Source organism: Pseudomonas sp. LAM2023 (assembly GCF_016620375.1).
In the GTDB taxonomy this organism is placed as follows: Bacteria; Pseudomonadota; Gammaproteobacteria; order Pseudomonadales; family Pseudomonadaceae; genus Aquipseudomonas; species Aquipseudomonas anuradhapurensis.
This window is the reverse complement of sequence record NZ_JAENHV010000036.1, coordinates 572,491-596,940: the sequence shown is the minus strand read 5'-3', so window position 1 is coordinate 596,940 and position 24,450 is coordinate 572,491. Positions and strand designations below refer to the sequence as shown.

The following is a 24,450-nucleotide window of genomic DNA, read 5'->3' as shown; positions in this document are numbered from 1 at the left end:
CAGAGCCAGTGGTGGGGGGTTTTCGGGTTCGCCTTGGGTTTTTTGGCGCCTGTGGGATCGAGCGCCGCCCGCGCGGCGCTCGATCCCACAGGCGCTGAACCCCTCAAGACATGCCCCCGCCCCCACCACCATCCCAAGCCCGCCCCCCCACAGCCACTGGCAAAACCCGCCCGGTCAGTTACCATGCCTGTCTCAATCCTGAAACAAGGCAGCTTTGTGTTCCCTGGCACGCCCCCGTACCCGCGCCTGCTCCTGCTGACTGCCCTGCTCGGTGGCCCGGCCGTGGCCGACGATCTGTTCATCGACAACACCGACCTGCCGCAGGTTCTGACCGCCACGCGCCTGAAACAATCCCCGGCGGCAGTGCCGGGCAGCATGACCGTGCTCGACAGCGAGCTGATCCGCGCCAGCGGCGCCCGCGATATCCCCGAGTTGCTGCGCCTGGTGCCGGGCATGATGATCGGCTACGGCGCCGCCAACCAGCCCACCGTCAACTACCACGGCAGTAACGTCAACGACGCCCGGCGCATGCAGGTGCTGATCGACGGCCGCTCGGTGTACCGCGCAGGCCTGGCCACGGTGGACTGGAGCGATATCCCGCTGGCCATGGAAGACATCGAACGCATCGAGGTGTTTCGCGGCCCGAACACGGTCAGCTACGGCGCCAATGCACTGATGGCGGTAGTCAACATCCTGACCCGCAACCCCGCCGACAGCCATGGCACGCGGCTGAAGACCACCCGCGGCCAGGACGGCATCAACGACTTCTACGCCAGCCACGGCTTTGGCTGGGACGGCGGCGACATGCGCCTGTCGCTGTCAGGCCAGCAGGATGATGGTTTCGATGAAAACCAGTTCGGCCAGGACTACCGCGACAGCCGCCGGCTGACCCGCTTCAACCTCAATGCCAGCCACAGCCTGGCCCACGACCAGACCCTGGAATGGCAGCTGGCGGCGAAAGAAGGCAGCAACCAGCGGCCCTACACCTACAAGCCGGTATTCAAGAGATACGAGGTAGGCAACGACGCTGACGTCAATGCCAAGGACTACGCAGGTTCACTGCGCTGGACCAAGGACTTCAGTGCCGAGCACAGCCTTTATATCCAGGGTTCGGCGCAGCATTTCGACCGTCAGCAGGTCTGGCGGGCCTGTGACGCCTTGCAGTCGTTCAGCCCGGAACTGACCCAGCTGTGGCAGATCAACCCTGACTTCGCGGAAAAAGTGGCACGCGGTATTGCTACCGGTGCGCCACTTTCGACCAATGACCCGGTCATGAAAGGGCTGCTGGAGAAGGTTCAGCAGCAATGGGCGAACGGTGGCAACCAGCAGGTCTGCGGCGATGTCGACCAGAGCACGCGCGAAACCCGCTACGACCTGGAAATCCAGGACACCCTGAGCCTGACCGACAGCCTGCGCCTGCTCAGCGGCATGAATTACCGCTACGATCGTGCCGACTCGCAGACCTACTTCAACGGCAGCATCGACGACCAGACCTGGCGCCTGTTCGGCCAGCTGGAGTGGCGCGCCGACGAACACTGGATCCTGCAGGGCGGCACCATGTTCGAGGACTCGCGCCTGTCGGGCAGCTCGCTGACGCCGCGCGTGGCGGTCAATTACCTGATCACCCCGCGCCATGGCTTGCGCGCGGTGTATTCCGAGGCCGTGCGCTCGCCCGACATGTTCGAGAACAACGTCAACTGGAGCTACACGGTCAAGAACCTCAGCCCCAATGCGTTCGGCCTGCAGAACGGCGAGTACTTCGTCAAGACCCGTGGCCCGGGCGATCTCGAGCAGGAGCGCATGCGCTCGCGCGAGGTAGGCTACAACGGCTACTTCAGCGACATCGACCTGAGCATGGATGTGAAGCTGTTCTACGACGAGATCACCGGCATGATCAGCGAGCCCCTGAAGAACAACCAGTTCATTGCCAGCAACGCCAACAAGGCCCGCTTCAGCGGCAGCGAGGCACAACTGGACTGGCGCCCGACCCTGCGCGACCGCCTGCGCCTGACCTATGCCTATGTCGATGCCTGGGCCAGCAACCCCGACGACCGCCGCCTCAGCGCCCGCAACAGCGGTTCGGCCGGGTGGATGCGCGAGTGGGGCGACGGCTGGTCGAGCGCGCTGTTCTACTATGGCGACGATGCCCTCAACCAGTACCGTTACGAGCGCCTCGACCTGCGCCTGGCCAAACGCTTCCGGGTGCACGGCAGCAACCTCGAGCTGGCGGCGCTATGGCAACAACGCCTGGACGATGAACCGACCACCGCGATCCAGAACCGCTACGACAGCCGCCATCGCCTGAGCGTCAGCGCGGAGCTGGAGTTCTGATGGCCCTGTTGCTGCGCCTGTTGCTGCTCTGCCTGTGGCCGTTGGGGCCGCTGTCCGCCAGCGAAATCGTGCTGGTCGGCGCAGAGGACCAGCCCGGCATCCGCAGCTTCGTCGCGGCCCTGGAAGGCCGCCGCCCGCATGATCATGTGCACTTCCAGACCACCGCCGACCTGCCACGCCCCGGCCTGCTCAAGAGCGACCTGCGCCTGATCCTGCTGGACAACGCCGCGCTGGAGTGGCGCCTGGGTGAAAACACCGGCCCACCAGCCCTGGCCATGCGGGTCAGCCGGGTACAGGCTGCACAGCGCCTGGGAAAGTCGCTGCCAGGGTTCCTCACGTTGTTGTGGAGCGACCCGCCGCTGGGCCGGCAACTGCGCCTGGCGCGCTACCTGCTGCCACAGGCCCAGCGCATTGGCGTGCTGTACGGCGAGCACAGCGGTTTCCTGCTCGAAGAGCTGCGTCTTGCCGCCCGCCCGCTGGGCCTGGAAATCATTGCCCAGGACTGGCCCGACCCGCGTGACAGCCGGCCCCTGCAGCACCTGCTGGCCAACAGCGATGTGCTGCTGGGCCTGGACGACCCCGACCTGTACAACTCCAAGACCGCCAAGAACCTGCTGTTGAGCAGCTATGGCCGACAGATGGCGCTGATCGGCCCGAACGCCGGGTTCGTCCGCGCCGGCGCCCTGGCCAGCACCTTCAGCGACCAGGACGACTGGCTGGCGGTACTCGACCAGTTGCTCGACCAGCCACCGGCGCGCTGGCCACGCAGCTTGTATCCGGCACGCTACGGCGTCAGCGGCAACCAGCAGGTGGCGCGCGCCCTGGGTCTTGAACCGATCGATCCGAACGCCGCCGCCCAGGCCCTGGCTGAAGGAGAACCCACCCCATGAGCAAACGCCTGAGCTGGGACATCCACACCCGTACCCAGATCATCAGCCTCGGCCCGGCCCTGTTGCTGACCCTGCTGCTGATCAGTTTCTTTACCTTCGTCCGCATCCAGGACCTGCGCCAGGAACTGAACCACACCGGGCAACTGATCGCCAACCAGCTGGCGCCGGCCTCGGAGTATGGGGTGATATCGGGCAACAACGAGGTGCTCGAAGGCCTGATGCGCGCCACCCTCAGCATTCCCCACGTGCGCTTTCTGGAGGTCCAGGACAGCCGCAACCATATCCTGGTGTACGTCGAGCAATCCGATGAAAGCACCAGCCGCGCGCAACGCGTCGAAGTGTTCCAGGCGCCCATCCGCCTGCAGCAGATCCGCCTGGACAACGACTTCCTGCAACAGGGCAAGGCAACCGCCCCGGCCATCGGCGACGATTACCTGGGCCGGGTGATCGTCGGCATGTCCGATGACGCCTTCAGCCAGCGCCAGCAGGAGATCGTGATCAAGGCCGGCATCCTCGCGCTGTTCGCCCTGCTGTTCACCTTCCTCCTGGCGCGCCGCCTGGCCCTGAGCCTGGCCAAGCCGATCAGCGACATGGGCCATGCGGTCAAGGCCATCCAGCAGGGCGAGTACGACACCCTGCTGCCGGTGGTCGATGACAGCGAGCTCGGCCACCTGGCGCGCCACATCAACAACCTGGCGCACGCCCTCGAGCAGGCCAGCGATGAACAGAAACAGGCCATTGCCGAGCTGATCCAGGCCCGCGAAGAGGCCGAGCAGGCCAACCGCGCCAAGTCGGACTTCCTGGCCATGATGAGCCACGAACTGCGTACACCGATGAATGGCGTGCTGGGCATGCTGCAGTTGCTGGAAACCACGCCGCTGAGCAACGAACAGGCGGAGTATACGGCGGTGGCCAGCGAGTCCACCGGGCACCTGCTCAAGGTCATCAACGACATTCTCGACTTCTCGCGCATCGAGCGTGCCGCGCTGCAGCTGGAACACATCGACTTCAACCTCGGCGAGCTGATCACCAGCAGTGTCCAGTCGTTCCAGCACAGCGCCCAGCAGCGTGGCCTCGGCCTGCACCTGCAAACGCCGGCCGGCATCGAGCAACTGCAGGTCAACGGCGACCCCACGCGTATCCGCCAGATCCTGCTGAACCTGGTGGGCAATGCCTTGAAGTTCACCGAACGCGGGCAGGTGCAGGTCGAGGCCCACTGGCAGGTACTCGACCGGCAACTGATCTGGCTGACCTGCAGCGTGCGTGACACCGGTATCGGCATCGACAGCGAACGCCTGGAAATGATGTTCGTCGCCTTCCAGCAGGCCGACAGCTCGATTTCCCGCCGCTATGGTGGCACCGGGCTGGGGCTGTCGATCGCCCGTACCCTGGCCGAACGCATGGGTGGCAAGCTGCGCGGCGAAAGCCGTGAAGGCCTGGGTTCGACCTTTACCCTGGAAATGCCGTTGGCCCTGGCCAGCCCTGCCCCGGCCGCGCTGGCGCAGGCAAGCGAGGCACATCCTGCGGTGGGCGATGATAGCCAGGTGTTGCTGGTAGAGGACAATCAAGTCAACCAGAGCGTCATCGCCGCCATGCTGCGCAGCCTGGGGTTGGCGGTCTGCACCGCCGAGGACGGCCTGGAGGCGGTCGAACGGGTCAGCCGGCAGCGCTTTGCCGCCGTGCTGATGGATTGCCGCCTGCCACACCTGGACGGCTATGAGGCTACCCGGCGCATCCGCCAGCTGCCCAACGGCGCCGGGCTACCGATCATCGCCCTGACCGCCAATGCCCTGCAGGGCGACCGCGAGCGTTGCATGGCCGCCGGCATGGACGATTACCTGAGCAAACCCTTGCGCCGCACCGAACTGCAGCAGGTGCTGCAGCGCTGGCTACCCGGTCGGACAACCGCGACTGGCGATAAATGCTAAAGTGCGGCAGTCTTAAACACTGGACAGGACCTTCAACGGACCTGAAAATAGACGTTTCAGTGCACACCTGTACTTCTTTCGCCAGGTGCGCTGTGACTTTCACCACAACGCAATAGTCTACCTGTAGGCTGCCGCCCCGAAGCTGTTGGTTTTCGGGCCGGCCGGGAAGATTCATCCCCTGCCACAGGGGGTTATTGAGGAGCTCGCATGACCAAACAACACGCCTTTACTCGGGAAGACCTGCTGCGCTGCAGTCGCGGTGAGCTGTTCGGCCCAGGTAATGCGCAACTGCCCGCGCCGAACATGCTGATGGTCGATCGCATCACCCATATCAGCGAAGAAGGCGGCAAGTACGGCAAAGGTGAATTGGTCGCCGAGCTGGATATCACCCCGGACCTGTGGTTCTTCGCCTGCCACTTCGAAGGCGACCCGGTAATGCCGGGCTGCCTGGGCCTGGACGCCATGTGGCAGCTGGTCGGTTTCTTCCTCGGCTGGCAGGGCTTGCCGGGCCGCGGCCGCGCCCTGGGTTCGGGCGAGGTGAAGTTCTTTGGCCAGGTACTGCCGCAGGCCAAGAAGGTCACTTACAACATCCACATCAAGCGCGTCCTGAAGGGCAAGCTGAACATGGCCATCGCCGATGGCTCGGTCAGCGTCGACGGCCGCGAGATCTACACTGCCGAAGGCCTGCGGGTCGGCGTGTTCACCTCCACTGACAATTTCTAAGGGTTATTCGCATGCGCCGCGTCGTTATCACTGGTCTGGGCATCGTATCGTGCCTGGGCAATGACAAAGCTACCGTTACCGAAAACCTGCGCAACAGCCGTCCGGGTATCCGTTACAACCCGGAATACAAGGAAATGGGGCTGCGTAGCCAGGTTTCCGGGTCCATCGACCTCAACCTCGAAGAACTGATCGACCGCAAGGTCTACCGCTTCGTCGGCCACGCCGCTGCCTACGCCTACCTGGCGATGCAGGACGCGATCAAGGATGCTGGCCTGACCGAAGAACAGGTGTCCAACCCGCGTACCGGCCTGGTGGCTGGCTCCGGCGGCGCCTCGACCCTGAACCAGATGGAAGCGCTGGACACCCTGCGCGAGAAAGGCGTCAAGCGTGTCGGCCCGTACCGCGTAACCCGCACCATGGGCAGCACCGTTTCGGCGTGCCTGGCCACCCCGTTCAAGATCAAGGGCATCAACTACTCGATCTCGTCGGCCTGCGCCACCTCGGCACACTGCATCGGCACCGCGCTGGAGCAGATCCAGTGGGGCAAGCAGGACATCGTCTTCGCCGGTGGCGGTGAAGAAGAGCACTGGAGCCAGTCGTTCCTGTTCGACGCCATGGGCGCCCTGTCGACCAAGCGCAACGAGACCCCGGAACTGGCCTCGCGCGCTTATGACGCCGACCGTGATGGCTTCGTCATCGCCGGTGGTGGCGGCATGGTAGTGGTCGAGGAGCTGGAACACGCCCTGGCCCGCGGTGCCAAGATCTACGCCGAAATCGTCGGCTACGGCGCTACTTCCGACGGTTACGACATGGTCGCTCCGAGCGGTGAAGGTGCCATCCGCTGCATGCAGCAGGCGCTGTCCACTGTCAACACCCCGATCGACTACCTGAACACCCACGGCACCTCGACCCCGGTCGGTGACGTTGCCGAGATCAAGGGCGTTCGCGCGGTATTCGGCGACAAGGCACCGAAGATCAGCTCGACCAAGAGCCTGTCGGGCCACTCGCTGGGCGCTGCTGGCGTGCACGAGGCGATCTACTGCCTGCTGATGATGGAAAACAACTTCATCGCCGGCTCCGCCAACATCGACGAGCTGGACCCAGAGGTCGCCGACATGCCGATCCTGCGCAAGACCGAAGAGAACGCCAAGATCGACACGGTCATGAGCAACAGCTTCGGCTTCGGCGGCACCAACGCCACCCTGGTGCTCAAGCGCTGGGAAGGCAAGTAAGACGCTGCTGCGGTAAACGAAAACGCCCCGACTGGTTCGGGGCGTTTTCATTTGTATCGCCTGTGCCGGCCTCTTCGCGGGCACGCCCGCTCCCACAGGGGCCCCATGGCATTCAGGCTTGTGGTGATCCTGTGGGAGCGGGCATGCCCGCGAAGAGGCCGGTACAGGTCACTGGCGAACCTTGGGCAACACCGCCAGAAAATTCTCCCGGGCCACCTTATTGGCCACCTGTTCCGGCAATGCATCCAGAAACGGCCTGAACCCGTGCATCTGCTCTCCCAGGCTGCCAAACCGCCCCACCACATCCGAGCCCAGCATGAAGCGCTCCGGGTACTTCTCGACCAAGGCCAGCCACGCCTTGCGCGGCACACCCTTGCTGTCCAGCAAATAGGGTTCCAGCACGCTCCACGACAGGTCGACATACAGGTTCGGATAATCTTCCAGCAACCGCGTCAGCACCGGCAGCAGAAAGTCCATCTGCGTCTGGTGCCGGTGGATTTCCATGCTGCTGCCGGCATGCGCCCAGATGAATCGCGTGTGCGGGTGATTGCGCAGCGGCTCTTCGATTTCGGCCAGGTACAGCGGGTTGCGCTCGCGCTTGGAGGTGATATTGGAATGCAGCAGCACCGGCAGGTCACGCTCGGCGGCCAGGTGATAGATACGCGTCATGGCTTCGTTATTGGCGCGCGGAGTGTCGCCGCTGGTCAGCGCCGTCAGGTCATCATGACGGGTGAATACCTCGCCAATGCCCTGCCACAGCCCCGGGTACAGGTCGAGCATGCGCTCGATATGGCTGACGGCATTCTTGTCCACCGGGTTGAAGCCACTCAGGAACGGGTGAAAGCGTTGGCGCTGGGACTCCGGCAACTGCTGCAGCGCTGCCGCCACATAGGTGTCGGTGGCGCTGTACCAGTAGGCATCGGCGTCGTCACCGGCGTAGTAGCGTGGGCGCTTGGGCTCATCTTCATGCCATTTCTTGGCCACCGGGATGCCGGATATCATCGATCGCTCGATGCCCGCGGCATCCATGGCCTTGATCAATGCCGGCATGCCTTCGCTTTCCTGAAAGAAATCGACGTAGTGCAGATGCGCATCACTGTAGCGGTAGTCACGCGCCTGTACCGCCTGGCACAACCAGGTGGACAACAGCGCGCAGGCCAGCGCTCGGGCTATCATGGGCAGCGTCCTTTTGCGAATACCGACCCTGTAGACCGGCCGGCCAGCGAGACGGTTCAGCCCGGGCAGATAAACCGCTATGCTTGGGGCATTTCCCCGTGCCTGGAGCCCTTCCCATGAGCAGCCCCCTGGTCATCCACCCGCGCGCCGAATCGGTCGAGGGCCAGCCGATCCTGCGCCCGCTGCCGTCGGCCCAGTGCCGCAGTGTCGGCCCGTTCGTGTTTTTCGACCATATGCTGGAAACCGACTATGCCCCGGGGCATGGCATGGACATCCGCCAGCACCCGCACATCGGCCTGTCGACCCTGACCTACCTGTTCGAAGGGGCAATACTGCACAAGGACAGCCTCGGCTCGGCGCAGCGGGTGCTGCCGGGAGAGGTCAGCTGGATGACCGCAGGCAGCGGCGTCGCCCATGTCGAGCGCACACCTGAAGATGCCTGGGCCCATGGCTCGCGCCTGCATGGTTTGCAGGTATGGCTGGCATCACCGCGCGAACATGAACAGGGCCCGGCCAGCTACAGCCATTACCCGGCTGCCAGCCTGCCCGTCAGCGACAGCCTGGGAGTGCGCATCTGCATGATCGCCGGCAGCGGGTTCTGCCTGCAATCACCGGTGCCGGTACTCTCCCCTACCCTTTACGCGCATGTGCAAATGCAGCCGGCGACCACCTTGCGGGTACCGACCGAGCATGCGCAGCGGGCGTTGTACCTGCTCGATGGTGAGCTGATGATGGACAATGAATCCGTTGCAGCCTGCTGCCTGATCGTGTTGCCGGAGGGCGAAGAAGTCACTCTGTATGCGGAGGGGGCATGCCAGCTGGTGCTGATTGGCGGTGCGCCACTGGATGGGCCACGGCGGATGAACTGGAATTTTGTCGCCAGTGATGGGGAACTGATCGAACAGGCCCGGGCCAGGTGGGCTGCGGGGGATTGGCCGGCGGTGCCGGGGGAAACTTCGAGGATCGAGCTGCCGCGCTGATCTGGGGGCTGCTCTGCAGCCCATCGCGACGCAAGGCCGCTCCTACAGGGATAGCGTGGCTCATAGCATACAGGGATAGCGTGGCTCATGGCATACGCGGTCCTTGTAGGAGCGGCCTTGTGTCGCGATGGGCCGCAGAGCGGCCCCCATGCTATGTCAGCGCTGGAACACTTCAGTCAGCAGGTTATGCATCGCGCGGAACGCCCGCTCCGAGGTGCGCCGGTCATACTGCATCTTGCCCGGCACATTGGCATTCGGGTCGGTAAACGAGTGCACCGCGCCGCCATAGCTGAGCAACTGCCAATCGACCTTGGCCGCGTTCATCTCGTCCTCGAATGCCGGCAACTGCTCTTTCGGCACCAGCGGGTCCGATGCGCCGTGCAGCACCAGCACCGAACCCTTGATGCGCTTGGCGTCCTCCGGGTCCGGCGTATCCAGGGTGCCATGGAACGACACCGCAGCGCGCAGGTCGGCGCCCGAACGTGCCAGCTCCAGCGCACAGCAGCCACCGAAGCAGAAGCCGAACGTGGCCACCTTGCCGGGCTCCAGCAACGCCTTCGATTGCCCCAGCAGCTGGGCCAGGGCTTCCTGCATGCGCTTGCGCAGTTCACCACGGTCGTCCTTGAGCGGCATCATGGCCGCGCCAGCCTCGTCGGCATTGGACGGGCGCAACGATTGCCCGTACAGGTCGGCAATCAGTACCACATAGCCCTTCTCAGCCACTTCCTTGGCAATGCGCTCGGCCCCTTCGCCAATGCCCATCCAGTTCGGCGCCATCACCAAGCCCGGGCGGCCCAACGCTCCCGGCTCATACACCAGGCGGCTTTCATAGGTCTTGCCGGACAGGTGATAGACCAGCGACTCGACGATTACTTTGCTCATCAAACACTCCTTTGCCAATCATGATCATGATGCCCGCCATGAAAAAAGCCCGCCGAAGCGGGCTTTTCATCCATCAACTCAAGCAGACAGCTCGACCAGCAGCTTGTTCAGGCGACGAACGTAAGCCGCCGGGTCCTTCAGGCTGTCACCGGCCGCCAGGGCCGCCTGATCGAACAGGATATGCGACAGCTCGGCGAAGCGGTCTTCGCTCTGTTCGTTGTCCAGCTTCTCGATCAGCGGGTGGGTCGGGTTGAATTCGAAGATCGGCTTCGACTCCGGCACCTTCTGCCCGCTGGCCTCGAGGATCTGGCGCATCTGCAGGCCCAGGTCCTGTTCACCGATGGCGAGGATCGCCGGCGAATCGGTCAGGCGGTGCGACACGCGCACTTCGGCCACGCTGTCACCCAGCGCACCCTTCAGGCGCTCGACCAGGCCTTCCTTTTCCTTGGCGACTTCTTCCTGGGCCTTCTTGTCTTCTTCCGAATCCAGCTTGCCCAGGTCCAGGTCGCCACGGGCGACGTCGACGAAGGCCTTGCCGTCGAACTCGTTGAGGTAGCTCATCAGCCACTCGTCGATGCGGTCGGTCAGCAGCAGCACTTCGATGCCTTTCTTGCGGAACACTTCCAGGTGCGGGCTGTTCTTCACCTGCGCGTACGACTCGCCGGTCAGGTAGTAGATCTTGTCCTGGCCTTCCTTGGCACGGGCCAGGTAGTCGGCCAGGGCAACGCTCTGCTCGCCGCTGTCGTCCTGGGTGGAGGCGAAGCGCAGCAGGCCGGCGATCTTCTCCTTGTTGGCGAAGTCCTCGGCCGGGCCTTCCTTCAGCACCTGGCCGAAGTTTTTCCAGAAGCCCTTGTACTGCTCGGGTTCGTTCTTCGCCAGCTTCTCCAGCATGTCCAGCACGCGCTTGGTCAGCGCGGTCTTCATCGAGTCGATGATCGGGTCTTTCTGCAGGATTTCACGCGATACGTTCAGCGACAGGTCGTTGGAATCGACCACGCCTTTGATGAAGCGCAGGTACAGCGGCAGGAACGACTCGGCCTGGTCCATGATGAACACGCGCTGCACGTACAGCTTCAGGCCGCGTGGTGCTTCGCGCTGGTACAGGTCGAACGGCGCGCGCGCCGGTACGTACAGCAGCGAGTTGTATTCCAGCTTGCCTTCGACCTTGTTGTGGCTCCAGGCCAGCGGGTTCTCGAAGTCGTGGCCGATGTGCTTGTAGAACTCCTGGTATTCCTCGTCCTTGATCTCGGTACGCGGACGGGTCCACAGGGCGCTGGCACGGTTGACGGTTTCCCATTCCTGGGCCGGCTGTTCCTCGCCTTCGGCGGCGACCTGCTCCTTCGGCAACTGGATCGGCAGGGCAATGTGGTCGGAGTATTTCTTGACCACGTTGCGCAGGCGCCAGCCATCGGCGAATTCCTGCTCGCCCTTTTTCAGGTGCAGGACGATACGGGTACCGCGCTGCGGCTTGTCGACGGTGGCGACTTCGAACTCGCCCTCGCCCTTCGACGACCAGTGCACGCCTTCGGCGGCCGGCAGGCCGGCGCGGCGGCTATACACGTCGACCTTGTCGGCAACGATGAATGCGGAGTAGAAGCCCACGCCGAACTGACCGATCAGGTGCGAATCCTTCTTCTGGTCACCGGTGAGGTTCTTCATGAAATCGGCAGTGCCGGACTTGGCAATGGTACCCAGGTGGGCGATGACGTCTTCACGGCTCATGCCGATGCCGTTGTCCTCGAGGGTCACGGTACCGGCGTCCTTGTCGAAGCTCAGGCGAATCTTCAGGTCGGCGTCGTCTTCGAACAGCTCTGGCTTGGCCAGGGCCTCGAAACGCAGCTTGTCGGCGGCATCGGAGGCGTTGGAGATCAGTTCACGCAGGAAGATCTCCTTGTTCGAATACAGGGAATGGATCATGAGGTGCAGCAGCTGCTTCACCTCGGTCTGGAAGCCCAGCGTTTCTTTTTGAGTCTCCACACTCATGGTCTTCAAAACTCCGATCTGATGGCAGTTGACGCCGGCGGCCAGTGCGGCCTGCGTTAGCGGCGGATGTCATGCAGATGGGGGCTGCGCGGATGATTTCAAGGGCTTTTCCGGTTCGATCTTGAAATGCGCGCGGGCGGTGGCAATCGGCGACTGCCTGCCGCCCTGCCAGGCGGTGATGGCTACATTGGTCACGCGCCGGCCCTGGCGCCACAGCTGGCACTGGGCGTAGGTATCGCGAAAATGCCCCGCCCGCAGGTAGTCGATGGAAAAATCGATGATCTTGGGGATACTCGCGCTGTCGCTGTAGATCAGCAGGTACAGCGCTGCCGACAACTCCATGAAGCCTGCGATCACGCCACCGTGGATGGCAGGCAGCAGCGGGTTGCCGATGTTGTCCGGGTTGGCCGGCAGGCGGAACAACAGGTCATCGCCGTCGCGCGTGCATTCGATGCCAATCAGGCTGGCATAGGGAATCAGGGCCAGTAACGGCCGATAATCGCCAACCGCGTGGGCGGCGTTGAGTTGCTGGCGAACCGCGTGCGGGATCATGCACCGCCCTCCTTCAGGCTGTTGCCAAAGCGAATGCCACCCTTGATCTGCTGGCCCAGGCGCATGAACGTGCCCACTACCTGGCAAATCGGTTGTGCCGGATCATCCTGGTAGGCCGTGCCCCGGGTGAAGATCACGTCACGGGTCACCCGGTAGCACTGGGCGTGGCCGTAGATGGCCTTGCCGGCCTCGGCGGGGTGCATGTAGTCGATGCGCAGGTCCAGGGTCGGGCACACCTCGAAACGCGGCAGCACACAAAGCGTGGCCATGCCGCAGGTGGTGTCCATCAGTGTGGTCAAGGCGCCACCATGCACGGCGCCGGTTTGCGGGTTGCCGACGATGGCCGGCGACCAGGGCAGGACCAGGGTCATGCCATCGGCATCGGCCTGGGCCACACGCATCTGCAATAACTGACAATGTTTCAATGCCGAGAGAAAACGCTCGGCCATGGCCTTCAAGGTTGCATCGCTCATTGGCTGTTACCCCGCGCACTGCCGCAGCGGCATAAAATCATTAAAAAGTCTATATAGAAGAGCGCGTTATATATGTGTAATCTTCGCGGAACTTATTCCGCGTAGTTGGACTCGAAGGAACAAGTCACTTATTCCACCAAGGAGAAACACCCCCATGCGTAAACCTTTTGCTTTTGCTCTGATGCTGGCCGCTGCCATGGGCCTGGCTGCTTGCGATAAAGCGAGCGAAGACAAAGCCCAGGACGCACAGCAACACGCCGAGCAAGCCCAGGAGAAAGCGGGCGAAGCTCAGGATAAAATGAACGAGGCTGCCAAGGAAAACGCCGAAGCCGCCAAAGATCAGGCCGAAGCCGAGCAGAAGGCCGCCGAAGAAGCCGCTCCGGCTACTCCGGCTCCGGAAGCCGCGCCAGCCACCCCGGCCGAACCTGCCAAGCAGTAATCGGCTGAAACGAAAAAACCCGACCTGGTCGGGTTTTTTTGTGCCTGAAATCAGCAAGTAAACCGTTTCAGTTGCCGCTCGGCAGCGAATGTTGATCCTTGGCCGGTTCGGCGGGCAGACTTTCAGTAGGCGTGAATACCATCACTTCCAGTACATCCGAATGAAACTCGCGGCGGTACAGAATCAGCACTACGCCGACGCTCATGGCCATGAATAGCCAAGGGCTGATGAACCAGCTCAACATGGCCATGCCGAAGTAATAGGAACGCAGGCCGAAGTTGAACTGGTTGGCAGCCAATGACAGCACCCGCGCCGCCCGCAGGGCAAATGCCTTGCGTTCCAGTTCATTGACCAGGCGTTCGCCTATCATCGGCGCCGAACCTACCAGTACTGCGGCAAAGTTGTACTGACGCATGCACCAGCTGAAGGTGAAGAAGGCATAGACGAAGACCATGGCCAAGCACAGCAGCTTGATCTCCGACATGCCCTGGGAGGTCTGCTGCACCAGCGGCAGATCGGCCAGCAGCGACAGCGCCCGGTCGGAAGCGCCGAGCACGGTGAGGATACCGGCAAGGATGATCAAGGTGCTGGAGGCGAAGAACGAGGCGTTACGCTCAAGATTGCCGATCACGCTGGCATCGGCGATGCGGTTGTCACGCAGCAGCATGCGGCGCATCCAGTCTTCACGGTACAGGTGCAACACGCTGGCCAGGCACGCGGTGTCGCGGCCCTTCCAGATGGCATAGCGGGTGTAGCCGCCCCAGCACAGGGCAAACCAGGCGATGGCCAGCAGGTTGTTGAGATTGCTTTGGATGAAGTTCATGCAGGGTTCCCGGGAGGGCCAGATACCTGAAGGATAGGGACCGGATTTCGACGCTGGCAAGCGGCAAAAGGCACACATCCATCCTGATATTTGCACCGCTCATCCCGGCCTCTTCGCGGGCACGCCCGCTCCCACAGGTACACCGCCAATTCTGAGGCTTGCGCTTTCCTGTGGGAGCGGGCGCGCCCGCGAAGAGGCCAGTACAGGCAAACAAAAAGCCCCGCATCCTCTCGGATACGGGGCTCTTGAGTTTCCACCCTTGGCAAGCACCCTGCGGCTTGTGGCCGGTGCCGCTCTCAGGCTTCGACTATCAGGCCAGCGCTTCGCGCGGCTTGCCGAGCATGCGGTCGCAGGCTACGGCGCCAACCAGCGTCACCACCGAAGGCACCAGCCAGGCCAGGCCCTGGTCGCTCAGCGGCAGATGGGCCATGAAGTCCGGCAGTACGTGGGCAATGCTGCTGCCCTTGATCGCATCGACCATGCCGAACAGCAGCGACACCAGCATCACCGGTGCCAGGATGCGGGTTGGCGAATTCCACAGGTCCTTCACGAAGCTCAAGCCGACCACCACGATGCAGGGTGGGTAGATCGCGGTGAGCACCGGGATCGAGAACATGATCAGCTTGGTCAGGCCGAGGTTGGAAATCAGCAGCGAGAAGCCCGCCAGGATCACCACCAGGGCACGGTACGACAGCGGCAGGATCTGGCTGAAGTACTCGGCACAGGCGCAGGTCAGGCCGACCGCAGTCACCAGGCAGGCCAGCGCGATCAGCACGGCGAGGAAGCCGCTGCCCAGCGAGCCGAAGGTGTGCTGCACATAGGCATGCAGCACCGCCGCGCCGTTGGTGGCGCCCGCCGCGATTTCGTGGCTGCCGGCACCCAGGCGGAACAGGCTGACATAGACCAGGGCCAGGCCGACACCGGCGATCAGGCCAGCGATGATGGCATAGCGGGTGATCAGCTTCGGCGACTCGACACCGCGCGAGCGGATGGCGTTGACGATGACGATACCGAATACCAGGGCACCCAGGGTGTCCATGGTCAGGTAACCATCGGAGAAGCCCTTGGAGAAGGCCGCGGCGGCATAGGCTGGCTGCGCTTCACCCATGGTGCCTGCAGGCAGCGCGAAGGCGGCGATGCCGAGCACCGCCAGGGCGATGATCTTCAGCGGCGCGAGGAAGCGGCCCACGGTGTCGAGCAACCTGCCCGGGTACATGGACACCGCCAGCACCACGAGGAAGTACACCAGGCTGTAGATGAACAGTGCCAGCGGGCTTTCGCCGGTCAGCGGTGCCACACCCACTTCGAACGACACGGTCGCAGTGCGCGGGGTAGCGAACAGCGGGCCGACCGACAGGTAGCACACGGCTGCCAGCAGGCCACCGAAGAACTTGCCGATCGGGCTGCTCAAGGCATCCATGCCGCCACCGACCTTGGCCAGGGCGACCACGGTGATGACCGGCAGGCCCACGGCGGTCACCAGGAAGCCCAGGGCAGCCATCCACACGTGCGGGCCAGACTGCAGGCCGACGATAGGCGGGAAGATGATATTGCCCGCGCCCACGAAAAGCGCAAACGTCATAAAGCCAAGCGCCAGGATGTCCTGGCCTTTTAAAACTTTCATTTAAGGTAGTACCACACTGCTGAAATCGGGATTCGAGAAGGGATTTCCCCATGGGTTGGGGGAAATGCTGCCCGGCTTGATAAGCCAGACCCGTTTAGCGTGTCGTTCCCTTTTGGGGGACGGGCACAGAGTGAGCGCGTAGGGTAACTGTTTTGTCACTTAAACGCACTGGCACAGTGCTGCTTGTCCGATGTGCGTATGTGTTTGTCGTCTGTGCAACCGCGGACGGTCAGGATTATCCCGATATCGGGAAATTCGTCTGCCTGAAAATTCCTATCAAACCCATCGAAAAATCAATGTTGCCTGTGTCGGCCTCTTCGCGGGCTGGCCCGCGAAAAGGCCGACACAGGAATACCCAAACCCCGGAAACGACAAAGGCCACCCGAAGGTGGCCTCTGTGCGCGTGGGGGGTGTAGCGGTATTACTTCTTGACTTCCCAGCCAGTCAGCTCGGCCAGGGCCTTGCCGATGTCAGCCAGGGAACGCACGGTCTTCACACCAGCGTCCTGCAGGGCGGCGAACTTCTCGTCCGCAGTGCCCTTGCCGCCGGAGATGATGGCGCCAGCGTGGCCCATGCGCTTGCCCGCCGGAGCGGTAACACCAGCGATGTAGGAAACCACTGGCTTGGTGACGTTGGCCTTGATGTAGGCCGCAGCTTCTTCTTCAGCCGAACCGCCGATCTCGCCGATCATGACGATCGCTTCGGTCTTCGGGTCTTCCTGGAACAGCTTCAGGATGTCGATGAAGTTGGAGCCCGGGATCGGGTCGCCACCGATACCGACGCAGGTCGACTGGCCGAAGCCGGCGTCGGTGGTCTGCTTGACCGCTTCGTAGGTCAGGGTGCCGGAGCGCGAAACGATACCGACCTTGCCTGGCAGGTGGATGTGGCCTGGCATGATACCGATCTTGCACTCGCCCGGGGTGATGACACCTGGGCAGTTAGGGCCGATCAGGGTCACGCCCAGCTCGTCGCACTTGACCTTGGCATCCAGCATGTCCAGGGTAGGAATGCCTTCGGTGATGCAGACGATCAGCTTGATGCCGCCAAAGGCCGCTTCCAGGATCGAGTCCTTGCAGAAAGGAGCCGGAACGTAGATGACCGAAGCGTCAGCGCCGGTGGCTTCCACGGCTTCCTTCACGGTGTTGAACACCGGCAGGCCCAGGTGGGTGGTGCCACCCTTGCCTGGGGTTACGCCGCCGACCATCTTGGTGCCGTAGGCGATGGCCTGTTCGGAGTGGAAAGTACCCTGCGAGCCGGTGAAGCCCTGGCAGATAACCTTGGTGTCTTTATTGATCAGGACGCTCATTACTTGCCCTCCGCAGCTTTGACAACTTGTTGAGCAGCGTCGGTCAGGCTGGTTGCCGCAATGATGTTCAAACCGCTTTCTGCCAGTACTTTAGCGCCCAGTTCGGCGTTGTTGCCTTCGAGGCGAACGACAACCGGAACCTTGACGCCGACTTCTTTCACTGCACCGATGATGCCTTCGGCAATCATGTCGCAGCGAACGATGCCGCCGAAGATGTTGACCAGAACGGCCGCGACATTGCTGTCGGACAGAATGATCTTGAACGCTTCGGTAACGCGCTCCTTGGTAGCACCACCACCAACGTCGAGGAAGTTGGCCGGCTTGCCGCCGTGCAGGTTGACGATGTCCATGGTACCCATGGCCAGGCCGGCACCGTTGACCATGCAGCCGATGTTGCCTTCGAGGGCAACGTAGTTCAGTTCGAACTTGGCAGCGTGGGCTTCACGGGCGTCGTCCTGCGACGGGTCGTGGAAGGTTTTCAGCTTCGGCTGACGGTACATGGCGTTGGCGTCGATGTTGATCTTGGCATCGAGGCAGTGCAGGTCGCCGTCGGCCTTGATCACCAGCGGGTTCACTTCCAGCAGCGCCAGGTCGTGATCCTTGAACAGCTTGGCCAGGCCTACGAAGATCTTGGCGAACTGTTGAACTTGCTTGCCTTCCAGACCCAGCTGGAACGCCAGTTCACGGCCCTGGAACGGCTGCGCGCCGACCAGCGGATCGATAGTGGCCTTGAGGATCTTTTCAGGGGTTTCGTGAGCGACTTTCTCGATGTCCACGCCACCTTCGGTGGAAGCCATGAACACGATACGGCGGCTCGAACGATCGACTACAGCGCCCAGGTACAGCTCTTTGGCGATGTCAGTGCAGGATTCGACCAGAATCTTGGAGACGGGTTGACCGTTGGCATCGGTCTGGTAGGTAACCAGATTCTTGCCCAACCACTGTGCAGCGAACGCCTTGGCGTCTTCTTTGCTGCGAACCAGCTTGACGCCGCCCGCCTTGCCGCGACCACCGGCGTGAACCTGGGCTTTTACCACCCACTCGTTCCCGCCGATCTTGTCGCAGGCTTCTGCAGCTTGCTCAGGGGTATCGACAGCGAAACCCTTGGAAACTGGCAGGCCGTATTCAGCGAACAGCTGCTTACCCTGATACTCGTGAAGATTCATGCTTTTTACCGTCTTCGTTAGGTACTGCGCTTCGGCGCTGCGCCATTACTGGCGCCGCACCACCTGTGACCGTTGACCCCGGGTTTTCCCGTGTGATCCGGTCCGGCGGACTTTCCGCGGTGAGTCATGCACGCAAGACTCACGACGGGCAGCCCGCCGTGGTTTCTTATAATTAACGCTTCTTACGGTTGGCCACGTGAATGGCACCGCCATTCACAGCCAGCGCTGCTTCATGCAACGCTTCGGACAGGGTCGGATGGCTGAAGACCATCATGCCCAGGTCCTCGGCACTGGTGCCGAATTCCATTGCGATTGCGCCCTGCTGCACCAGTTCGGCAGCCGATGGGCCAATCACGTGTACACCCAGGACGCGGTCGGTCTTGGCATCGGCGATGACCTTGACGAAACCACCGGTGTCGTTGGCAGCCATCGCACGGCCGCTGGCCGCGAACGGGAAGGTGCCCACGTTAACCTCAACGCCCTCGGCCTTCAAGGCCTGTTCGGTCTTGCCGACCCACGCGATTTCCGGGTGGGTATAGATGACCGACGGGATCAGGTCGTAGTTCATCTGAGCCTTGTGGCCCTTGATGCGCTCGACCACCATGATGCCCTCTTCCGAGGCCTTGTGGGCCAGCATCATGCCGCGTACCACGTCGCCGATGGCGTAGACGCCCGGCACGCTGGTGGCGCAGTAGTCGTCGACGAAGATGTAGCCACGCTCGTCGATGGTCACGCCGCTGTCAGCAGCCAGCAGGTCGGTGGTCACCGGGCGACGGCCGACCGCGACGATCAGCTTGTCGAAGGTGATCTTCTGCTCGCCGTTGGCGTCGGTGTAGGTCACTTCGACTTCATTGCCGTTGACTTTCGAGCCGGTGACGCGTGCGCCCAGCTTGATGTCCAGGCCTTGCTTGGTCAGGGTCTTCTGGGCTTCCTTCGACACGGCGGTGTCGGCAGCCATCAGGAAGGTATCCAGCGCTTCCAGCACGGTGACTTCAGCACCCAGGCGCGCCCATACCGAGCCCAGCTCGAGGCCGATCACGCCAGCACCGATAACACCCAGGCGCTTCGGCACGGCCTGGAATTCCAGGGCGCCGGTGGAGTCGACGATGACGTTCTGGTCGACCGGAGCCGGCGGAATGTCGATCGGGCGCGAGCCGGAAGCCAGGATCACGTTCTCGGCTTCGATGATTTCGGTGGTGCCGTCAGCCTTGGTGACTTCGACCTTCTTGCCAGCCAGCAGCTTGCCGTGGCCCTGGATCGAGGTCACGCCGTTGGCCTTGAACAGGGTGGCAACGCCACCGGTCAGGTTCTTGACGATGCCAGCCTTGCGGCCAACCATCGCGGCGACGTCCATCTTCACTTCGCCAGTGGAGATACCGTGGACGTTGAAGCTCTCTTTGGCTTCCTTGTACTTCCAGGAGCTGTCCAGCAGCGCCTTGGAAGGAATGCAACCCACGTTCAGGCAGGTGCCGCCCAGGGCCAGCTTGCCCTCGGCGTCGGTGTATTTTTCGATACAGGCAGTCTTCAGACCAAGTTGTGCGGCCTTGATGGCAGCCACATAGCCGCCAGGACCTGCACCAATCACCACTACGTCGAATTTCTGGGTCATAAAAGATTCCTTTTTTCAGCTTCAAGCGACAAGCTGCAAGCCGCAAGGCCGGCAGGCTTCGAACTGAAGCCTGCCGCTTGCCGCTTGCAGCTGCGCGATTAGATGTCCAGCAGCAGGCGAGACGGGTCTTCCAGCAGGTTCTTGATGGTGACCAGGAAGGTTACCGCTTCCTTGCCGTCGATCAGGCGGTGATCGTACGACAGCGCCAGGTACATCATCGGGCGAATCACCACCTGGCCGTTGATGGCCATCGGGCGCTGGATGATGTTGTGCATGCCGAGGATGGCAGCCTGTGGCGGGTTGACGATCGGGGTCGACATCATCGAACCGAAGGTACCACCGTTGGTGATGGTGAAGGTGCCACCGGTCATCTCTTCGATGGCCAGCTTGCCGTCACGGGCCTTCTTGCCGAAGGTGGCGATGCCGTTCTCGATTTCCGCCAGGCTCATCGACTCGGCGTTACGCAGTACCGGTACCACCAGGCCACGGTCGCTGGACACGGCAACACCGACGTCGGCGTAGCCATGGTAGACGATGTCGTTGCCATCGATCGAGGCGTTGACCGCCGGGAAGCGCTTCAGGGCTTCGGTGGCGGCCTTGACGAAGAACGACATGAAGCCCAGGCGCACGCCGTTGTGGGTCTTCTCGAACAAGTCCTTGTACTTCGAACGCAGGGCCATGACTTCGGTCATGTCGACTTCGTTGAAGGTGGTCAGCATGGCCATGCTCGACTGGGCTTCGACCAGACGCTCGGCGATCTTGGCACGCAGGCGGGTCATCGGCACGCGCTTCTCGGTGCGGTCGCCAGCGGCAACCACAACCGGGGCAGCAGCGGCGGCGGCAGCCGGCTTGGCCGCCGGCGCCGGGGCCGACTTCTTGTTGGCGACGGCAGCGACGACGTCTTCCTTGGTGATGCGACCACCTTTGCCAGTGCCAGCGACGCTGGCCAGGTCGATGCCGTTTTCTTCAGCCAGCTTGCGCGCGGCCGGGGCGGCAACCGGGTCTTCTTCGCCAGCGTCCGCAGCAGCGGCAGCAGGAGCAGCGGCGGCCGGAGCGGCAGCTGGAGCGGCAGCTGGAGCGGCAGCACCGCCCTCAACGATCGAACCCAGCACTTCGTCGGACAGGACGGTGTCGCCCTCGCCCTTGACGATGGCGCCCAGTACGCCGTCGGCGGTAGCCAGTACTTCCAGGACGACCTTGTCGGTCTCGATGTCGACGATCAGCTCGTCACGCTTGACGGCATCGCCCGGCTGCTTGTGCCAGGTGGCAACGGTGCCATCGGCAACCGATTCCGGGAAGGTTGGGGCTTTGATCTCGATAGCCATTATCAGTGTTTCCTTAAATTCGGTTTCAGGTGCGCGAAGGCGTTAGACAGTGAAGGCGTCTTGCAGCAGTTTTTCCTGCTGTTCGGCGTGCTTCGAAGCGTAACCACAGGCTGGCGCGGCAGAAGCGTCGCGGCCGGCGTATTCCAGGACCAGTGCCTTGTTGTGGCGGCCCAGGATACGGCGCATGTGGTGCTGGCTGCTGTACCAGGCGCCCTGGTTCATCGGCTCTTCCTGACACCAGACCGCATGCTTGAGGTTGGTGTAAGGCGCCAGGATTTCGACCAGGTCGTCTTCCGGGAACGGGTACAGCTGCTCGATACGCAGGATGGCGATGTCTTCGCGGCCTTCGGCACGGCGTTTTTCCAGCAGGTCGTAGTAAACCTTGCCACCGCAGAGGATCAGGCGTTCGACCTTGGCCGGATCGAGGCTGTCGATTTCCGGGATGACGGTCTGGAACGAACCTTCTGCCAGGTCCTCGAGGGTCGACACGGCCAGCTTGTGGCGCAGCAGCGACTTCGGCGTCAGGACGATCAGCGGCTTGCGCAGCGGACGAATGACCTGGCGACGCAGCAGGTGGTAGATCTGGGCCGGGGTGGTCGGTACGCAGACCTGGATGTTGTGCTCGGCGCACAGCTGCAGGTAACGCTCCAGGCGCGCGGAGGAGTGCTCCGGGCCCTGCCCTTCATAACCGTGTGGCAGCAGCATGGTCAGGCCGCACAGACGGCCCCACTTGTGCTCGCCGCTGGTGATGAACTGGTCGATCACCACTTGCGCACCGTTGGCGAAGTCGCCGAACTGGGCTTCCCAGATCACCAGCGCGTTCGGCGTGGTGGTCGAGTAGCCGTATTCGAAGGCCAGTACCGCTTCTTCCGAGAGGAAGGAGTCGTACAGTTCGAACTTCGGCTGGCCCGGGAACAGGTTCTTCAGCGGTACGTAGGTGCTGGCGTCCTTCTGGTTGTGCAGCACCGCGTGACGGTGCGAGAAGGTACCACGGCCGATGTCCTGGCCGGTCATGCGGATCGGGTGACCTTCGAACTGCAGGGTGGCGTAAGCCATGGTCTCTGCATAACCCCAGTTGATCGGCAAGCCACCGGCCTGCATCTTCTGGCGGTCTTCGTAGATCTTGGCGACCTGGCGCTGCACGACGAAGCCTTCCGGGATCTCCAGCAGCTTGGCCGACAGTTCCTGCAGGGTCTTGAGGTCGAAGCGGGTGTCGTGACGCGCGGTCCAGGCATGGCCCAGGTACGGACGCCAGTCGACGAACAGCTCGCGGTTCGGCTCCTTGACCAGGCTCTTGACCACGTGCAGGCCGTTGTCCAGCGCGCTGCGGTACTCGTCGACCTTGGCCTGGGCACGTTCGGCATCGATGCGGCCAGCCTGGATCAGTGCGTCGGCGTACAGCTCACGGGTGGTGCGCTGCTTGCTGATCTGCTGGTACATCAGCGGCTGGGTGCCGTTCGGCTCGTCGGCCTCGTTGTGGCCGCGACGGCGGTAGCAGACCAGGTCGATGACCACGTCACGCTTGAACTGCATGCGGTAGTCGATGGCCAGCTGGGTCACGAACAGCACGGCTTCCGGGTCGTCGCCGTTGACGTGCAGGATCGGCGCCTGGATCATCTTGGCCACGTCGGTGGCGTACTCGGTGGAGCGCGCGTCCAGCGGGTTGCTGATGGTAAAACCGACCTGGTTGTTGATCACGATGTGCACGGTGCCGCCGGTCTTGAAACCGCGGGTCTGCGACATCTGGAAGGTTTCCATGACCACGCCCTGGCCAGCGAATGCGGCATCGCCGTGGATCGAGATCGGCAGTACCTTGTCGCCAACGGTGTCGTTGCGGCGGTCCTGACGGGCGCGCACCGAACCCTCGACCACCGGCGAGACGATTTCCAGGTGGGACGGGTTGAACGCCATGGCCAGGTGCACTTCGCCACCCGGGGTCATCACGTTCGAGGAGAAGCCCTGGTGATACTTCACGTCACCGGAGCCCAGCTCGTTCATCTTCTTGCCTTCGAACTCGTCGAACAGCTCGCGCGGGTTCTTGCCGAAGGTGTTCACCAGGACGTTCAGGCGGCCACGGTGGGCCATGCCGATCACGACTTCCTTGGTGCCGTAGGAGCCGGAACGCTGGATCATCTCGTCCAGCATCGGGATCAGGCTTTCGCCGCCTTCGAGGCCGAAGCGCTTGGTGCCCGGGTACTTGGTGCCCAGGTATTTCTCAAGGCCTTCACCAGCGGTCACACGCTCCAGCAGGTGGGCCTGCACGTCGGCGGAAAACTCCGGACGGCCGCGCACGCTTTCCAGGCGCTGCTGGAACCAGCTGCGCTGTTCGGAGTCGACGATGTGGGTGAACTCGGCGCCAATGGTGCGACAATATGTCTTCTGGAGCGCCTCGAAGATCTCGCGTAGGCTCGCCTCCTCTTTGCCGATGAACAGGTCGCCGGCACGGAAGGTCGTATCAAGATCGGCATTGGTCAAGCCGTAGTGATTGATCGACAGGTCTACAGGCGCAGGACGCTGCCACAACCCCAACGGGTCGAGCTTGGCAGCCTGATGGCCGCGCATACGATAGGCCTGGATCAGTCGCAGAACTTCAACCTGCTTCTTCTCGTGTTCACTGCTCACGCTCCCGGCAGATACCGGCTGGGCGCGGCGCTGGTTCTTTGCCAGCAGTACGAAATGGTCGCGGATTGTCGAGTGCGATACATCGGTAGCGGTGCTGCCGTCGGCGGGCAACTTCTGGAAGTAGGTGCGCCACTCTTCTGGCACAGCGTTAGGGTCGTGCAGGTAGAGCTCATAAAGCTCTTCCACATATGCAGCGTTACCACCTGAAAGGTGGGCGCTTTCCCACATGCGCTGCATCACGCTTTCTTGCATGCTTGGTCACCCTCGGTTAGGGGACTGATCGGCGAGAGCCACAGCAAACCTGGAAAAGTCCGAATACAGCGACTGAACCACGCCACTAGGATCCTGCTGATTTTCCGGGTACCAGCCCGGAAAGCCCCTGCTGG

Annotated in this window: 19 protein-coding genes; 7 read left to right on the top strand and 12 right to left on the bottom strand. The window is 62.7% G+C overall.

Translation table 11 applies throughout. The features are described from left to right. The first annotated feature begins 183 nt into the window (after positions 1–183). The 5 genes from JKP78_RS22405 to fabB all read left to right on the top strand — a co-directional run bounded on the left by JKP78_RS22405 (position 184) and on the right by fabB (position 7,104). Positions 184–2,331 carry a TonB-dependent receptor plug domain-containing protein gene (locus tag JKP78_RS22405; protein WP_186688187.1) on the top strand — a complete coding sequence of 716 codons (2,148 nt, stop codon included), beginning with the start codon at positions 184–186 and terminating at the stop codon, positions 2,329–2,331. Further along, a complete protein-coding gene (locus JKP78_RS22400) occupies positions 2,331–3,221 on the top strand; it encodes an ABC transporter substrate-binding protein (RefSeq protein WP_200627660.1) in 891 nt (296 codons plus the stop codon). The genes JKP78_RS22405 and JKP78_RS22400 overlap by 1 nt, the downstream gene beginning before the upstream one ends. Then, entirely contained in the window at positions 3,218–5,149 is a 1,932-nt protein-coding gene (locus JKP78_RS22395) for an ATP-binding protein (RefSeq protein ID WP_186688205.1), read from the top strand. Before JKP78_RS22400 ends, JKP78_RS22395 begins: the two co-directional genes overlap by 4 nt. A 207-nt stretch (positions 5,150–5,356) precedes the next feature. After that, entirely contained in the window at positions 5,357–5,872 is a 516-nt protein-coding gene (gene fabA, locus JKP78_RS22390; RefSeq protein WP_170030830.1) for a 3-hydroxyacyl-[acyl-carrier-protein] dehydratase FabA, read from the top strand. Between the two features lie 11 nt (positions 5,873–5,883). Next, positions 5,884–7,104: a beta-ketoacyl-ACP synthase I gene (fabB, locus tag JKP78_RS22385; protein WP_186688220.1), complete on the top strand. Its 1,221-nt coding sequence runs from the start codon at positions 5,884–5,886 to the stop codon at positions 7,102–7,104. 168 nt (positions 7,105–7,272) lie between these two features. Here the strand turns inward: fabB and JKP78_RS22380 are convergent, their stop codons facing one another. Continuing rightward, positions 7,273–8,280, bottom strand: coding sequence for an amidohydrolase family protein (locus tag JKP78_RS22380; protein ID WP_200627659.1), 1,008 nt, complete (start codon positions 8,278–8,280; stop codon positions 7,273–7,275). A gap of 116 nt (positions 8,281–8,396) precedes the next feature. Between JKP78_RS22380 and JKP78_RS22375 the strand changes: the two genes are divergently transcribed. Continuing rightward, the gene (locus JKP78_RS22375; protein WP_186688233.1) at positions 8,397–9,260 is read left to right on the top strand and encodes a pirin family protein; all 864 of its coding nucleotides are present in this window, start codon (positions 8,397–8,399) and stop codon (positions 9,258–9,260) included. Between the two features lie 156 nt (positions 9,261–9,416). Here the strand turns inward: JKP78_RS22375 and JKP78_RS22370 are convergent, their stop codons facing one another. From JKP78_RS22370 to JKP78_RS22355, 4 genes are all read right to left on the bottom strand, one after another. Then, a complete protein-coding gene (locus JKP78_RS22370; protein ID WP_186688236.1) occupies positions 9,417–10,142 on the bottom strand; it encodes a dienelactone hydrolase family protein in 726 nt (241 codons plus the stop codon). Positions 10,143–10,220: 78 nt separating this feature from the next. Further along, complete coding sequence (gene htpG / locus JKP78_RS22365) at positions 10,221–12,125, bottom strand: molecular chaperone HtpG (protein WP_186688238.1); 1,905 nt, start codon at positions 12,123–12,125, stop codon at positions 10,221–10,223. A gap of 69 nt (positions 12,126–12,194) precedes the next feature. Then, a complete protein-coding gene (locus JKP78_RS22360) occupies positions 12,195–12,677 on the bottom strand; it encodes a PaaI family thioesterase (RefSeq protein ID WP_200627657.1) in 483 nt (160 codons plus the stop codon). Beyond that, positions 12,674–13,150 (bottom strand): PaaI family thioesterase, encoded by a 477-nt coding sequence (locus tag JKP78_RS22355; RefSeq protein ID WP_170030844.1) that lies wholly within the window; start codon positions 13,148–13,150, stop codon positions 12,674–12,676. Before JKP78_RS22355 ends, JKP78_RS22360 begins: the two co-directional genes overlap by 4 nt. Positions 13,151–13,304: 154 nt before the next feature. On the opposite strand from JKP78_RS22355, the gene JKP78_RS22350 reads away from it, so the two are divergent. Then, positions 13,305–13,589 carry a hypothetical protein gene (locus JKP78_RS22350; RefSeq protein ID WP_086978461.1) on the top strand — a complete coding sequence of 95 codons (285 nt, stop codon included), beginning with the start codon at positions 13,305–13,307 and terminating at the stop codon, positions 13,587–13,589. A gap of 67 nt (positions 13,590–13,656) precedes the next feature. Here JKP78_RS22350 and JKP78_RS22345 read toward each other — a convergent pair whose 3' ends face one another. The 7 genes from JKP78_RS22345 to JKP78_RS22315 all read right to left on the bottom strand — a co-directional run bounded on the left by JKP78_RS22345 (position 13,657) and on the right by JKP78_RS22315 (position 24,316). Continuing rightward, entirely contained in the window at positions 13,657–14,412 is a 756-nt protein-coding gene (locus JKP78_RS22345) for a DUF599 domain-containing protein (protein WP_186688242.1), read from the bottom strand. A 310-nt stretch (positions 14,413–14,722) separates the two neighbouring features. Further along, on the bottom strand, positions 14,723–16,036 hold the full coding sequence (gene brnQ, locus JKP78_RS22340) for a branched-chain amino acid transport system II carrier protein (protein ID WP_200627655.1): 1,314 nt from the start codon (positions 16,034–16,036) through the stop codon (positions 14,723–14,725). A 421-nt stretch (positions 16,037–16,457) separates the two neighbouring features. Then, complete coding sequence (gene sucD, locus JKP78_RS22335; RefSeq protein WP_004376004.1) at positions 16,458–17,342, bottom strand: succinate--CoA ligase subunit alpha; 885 nt, start codon at positions 17,340–17,342, stop codon at positions 16,458–16,460. Continuing rightward, entirely contained in the window at positions 17,342–18,508 is a 1,167-nt protein-coding gene (gene sucC / locus JKP78_RS22330) for an ADP-forming succinate--CoA ligase subunit beta (protein WP_003254205.1), read from the bottom strand. The genes sucD and sucC overlap by 1 nt, the downstream gene beginning before the upstream one ends. Positions 18,509–18,680: 172 nt before the next feature. Then, positions 18,681–20,117: a dihydrolipoyl dehydrogenase gene (lpdA, locus tag JKP78_RS22325; protein WP_170030850.1), complete on the bottom strand. Its 1,437-nt coding sequence runs from the start codon at positions 20,115–20,117 to the stop codon at positions 18,681–18,683. 98 nt (positions 20,118–20,215) lie between these two features. Beyond that, a complete protein-coding gene (gene odhB / locus JKP78_RS22320; protein WP_200627653.1) occupies positions 20,216–21,442 on the bottom strand; it encodes a 2-oxoglutarate dehydrogenase complex dihydrolipoyllysine-residue succinyltransferase in 1,227 nt (408 codons plus the stop codon). 42 nt (positions 21,443–21,484) lie between these two features. Next, positions 21,485–24,316, bottom strand: a complete 2,832-nt coding sequence (locus JKP78_RS22315) for a 2-oxoglutarate dehydrogenase E1 component (RefSeq protein WP_200627651.1) — start codon at positions 24,314–24,316, stop codon at positions 21,485–21,487. Positions 24,317–24,450: the final 134 nt, after the last annotated feature.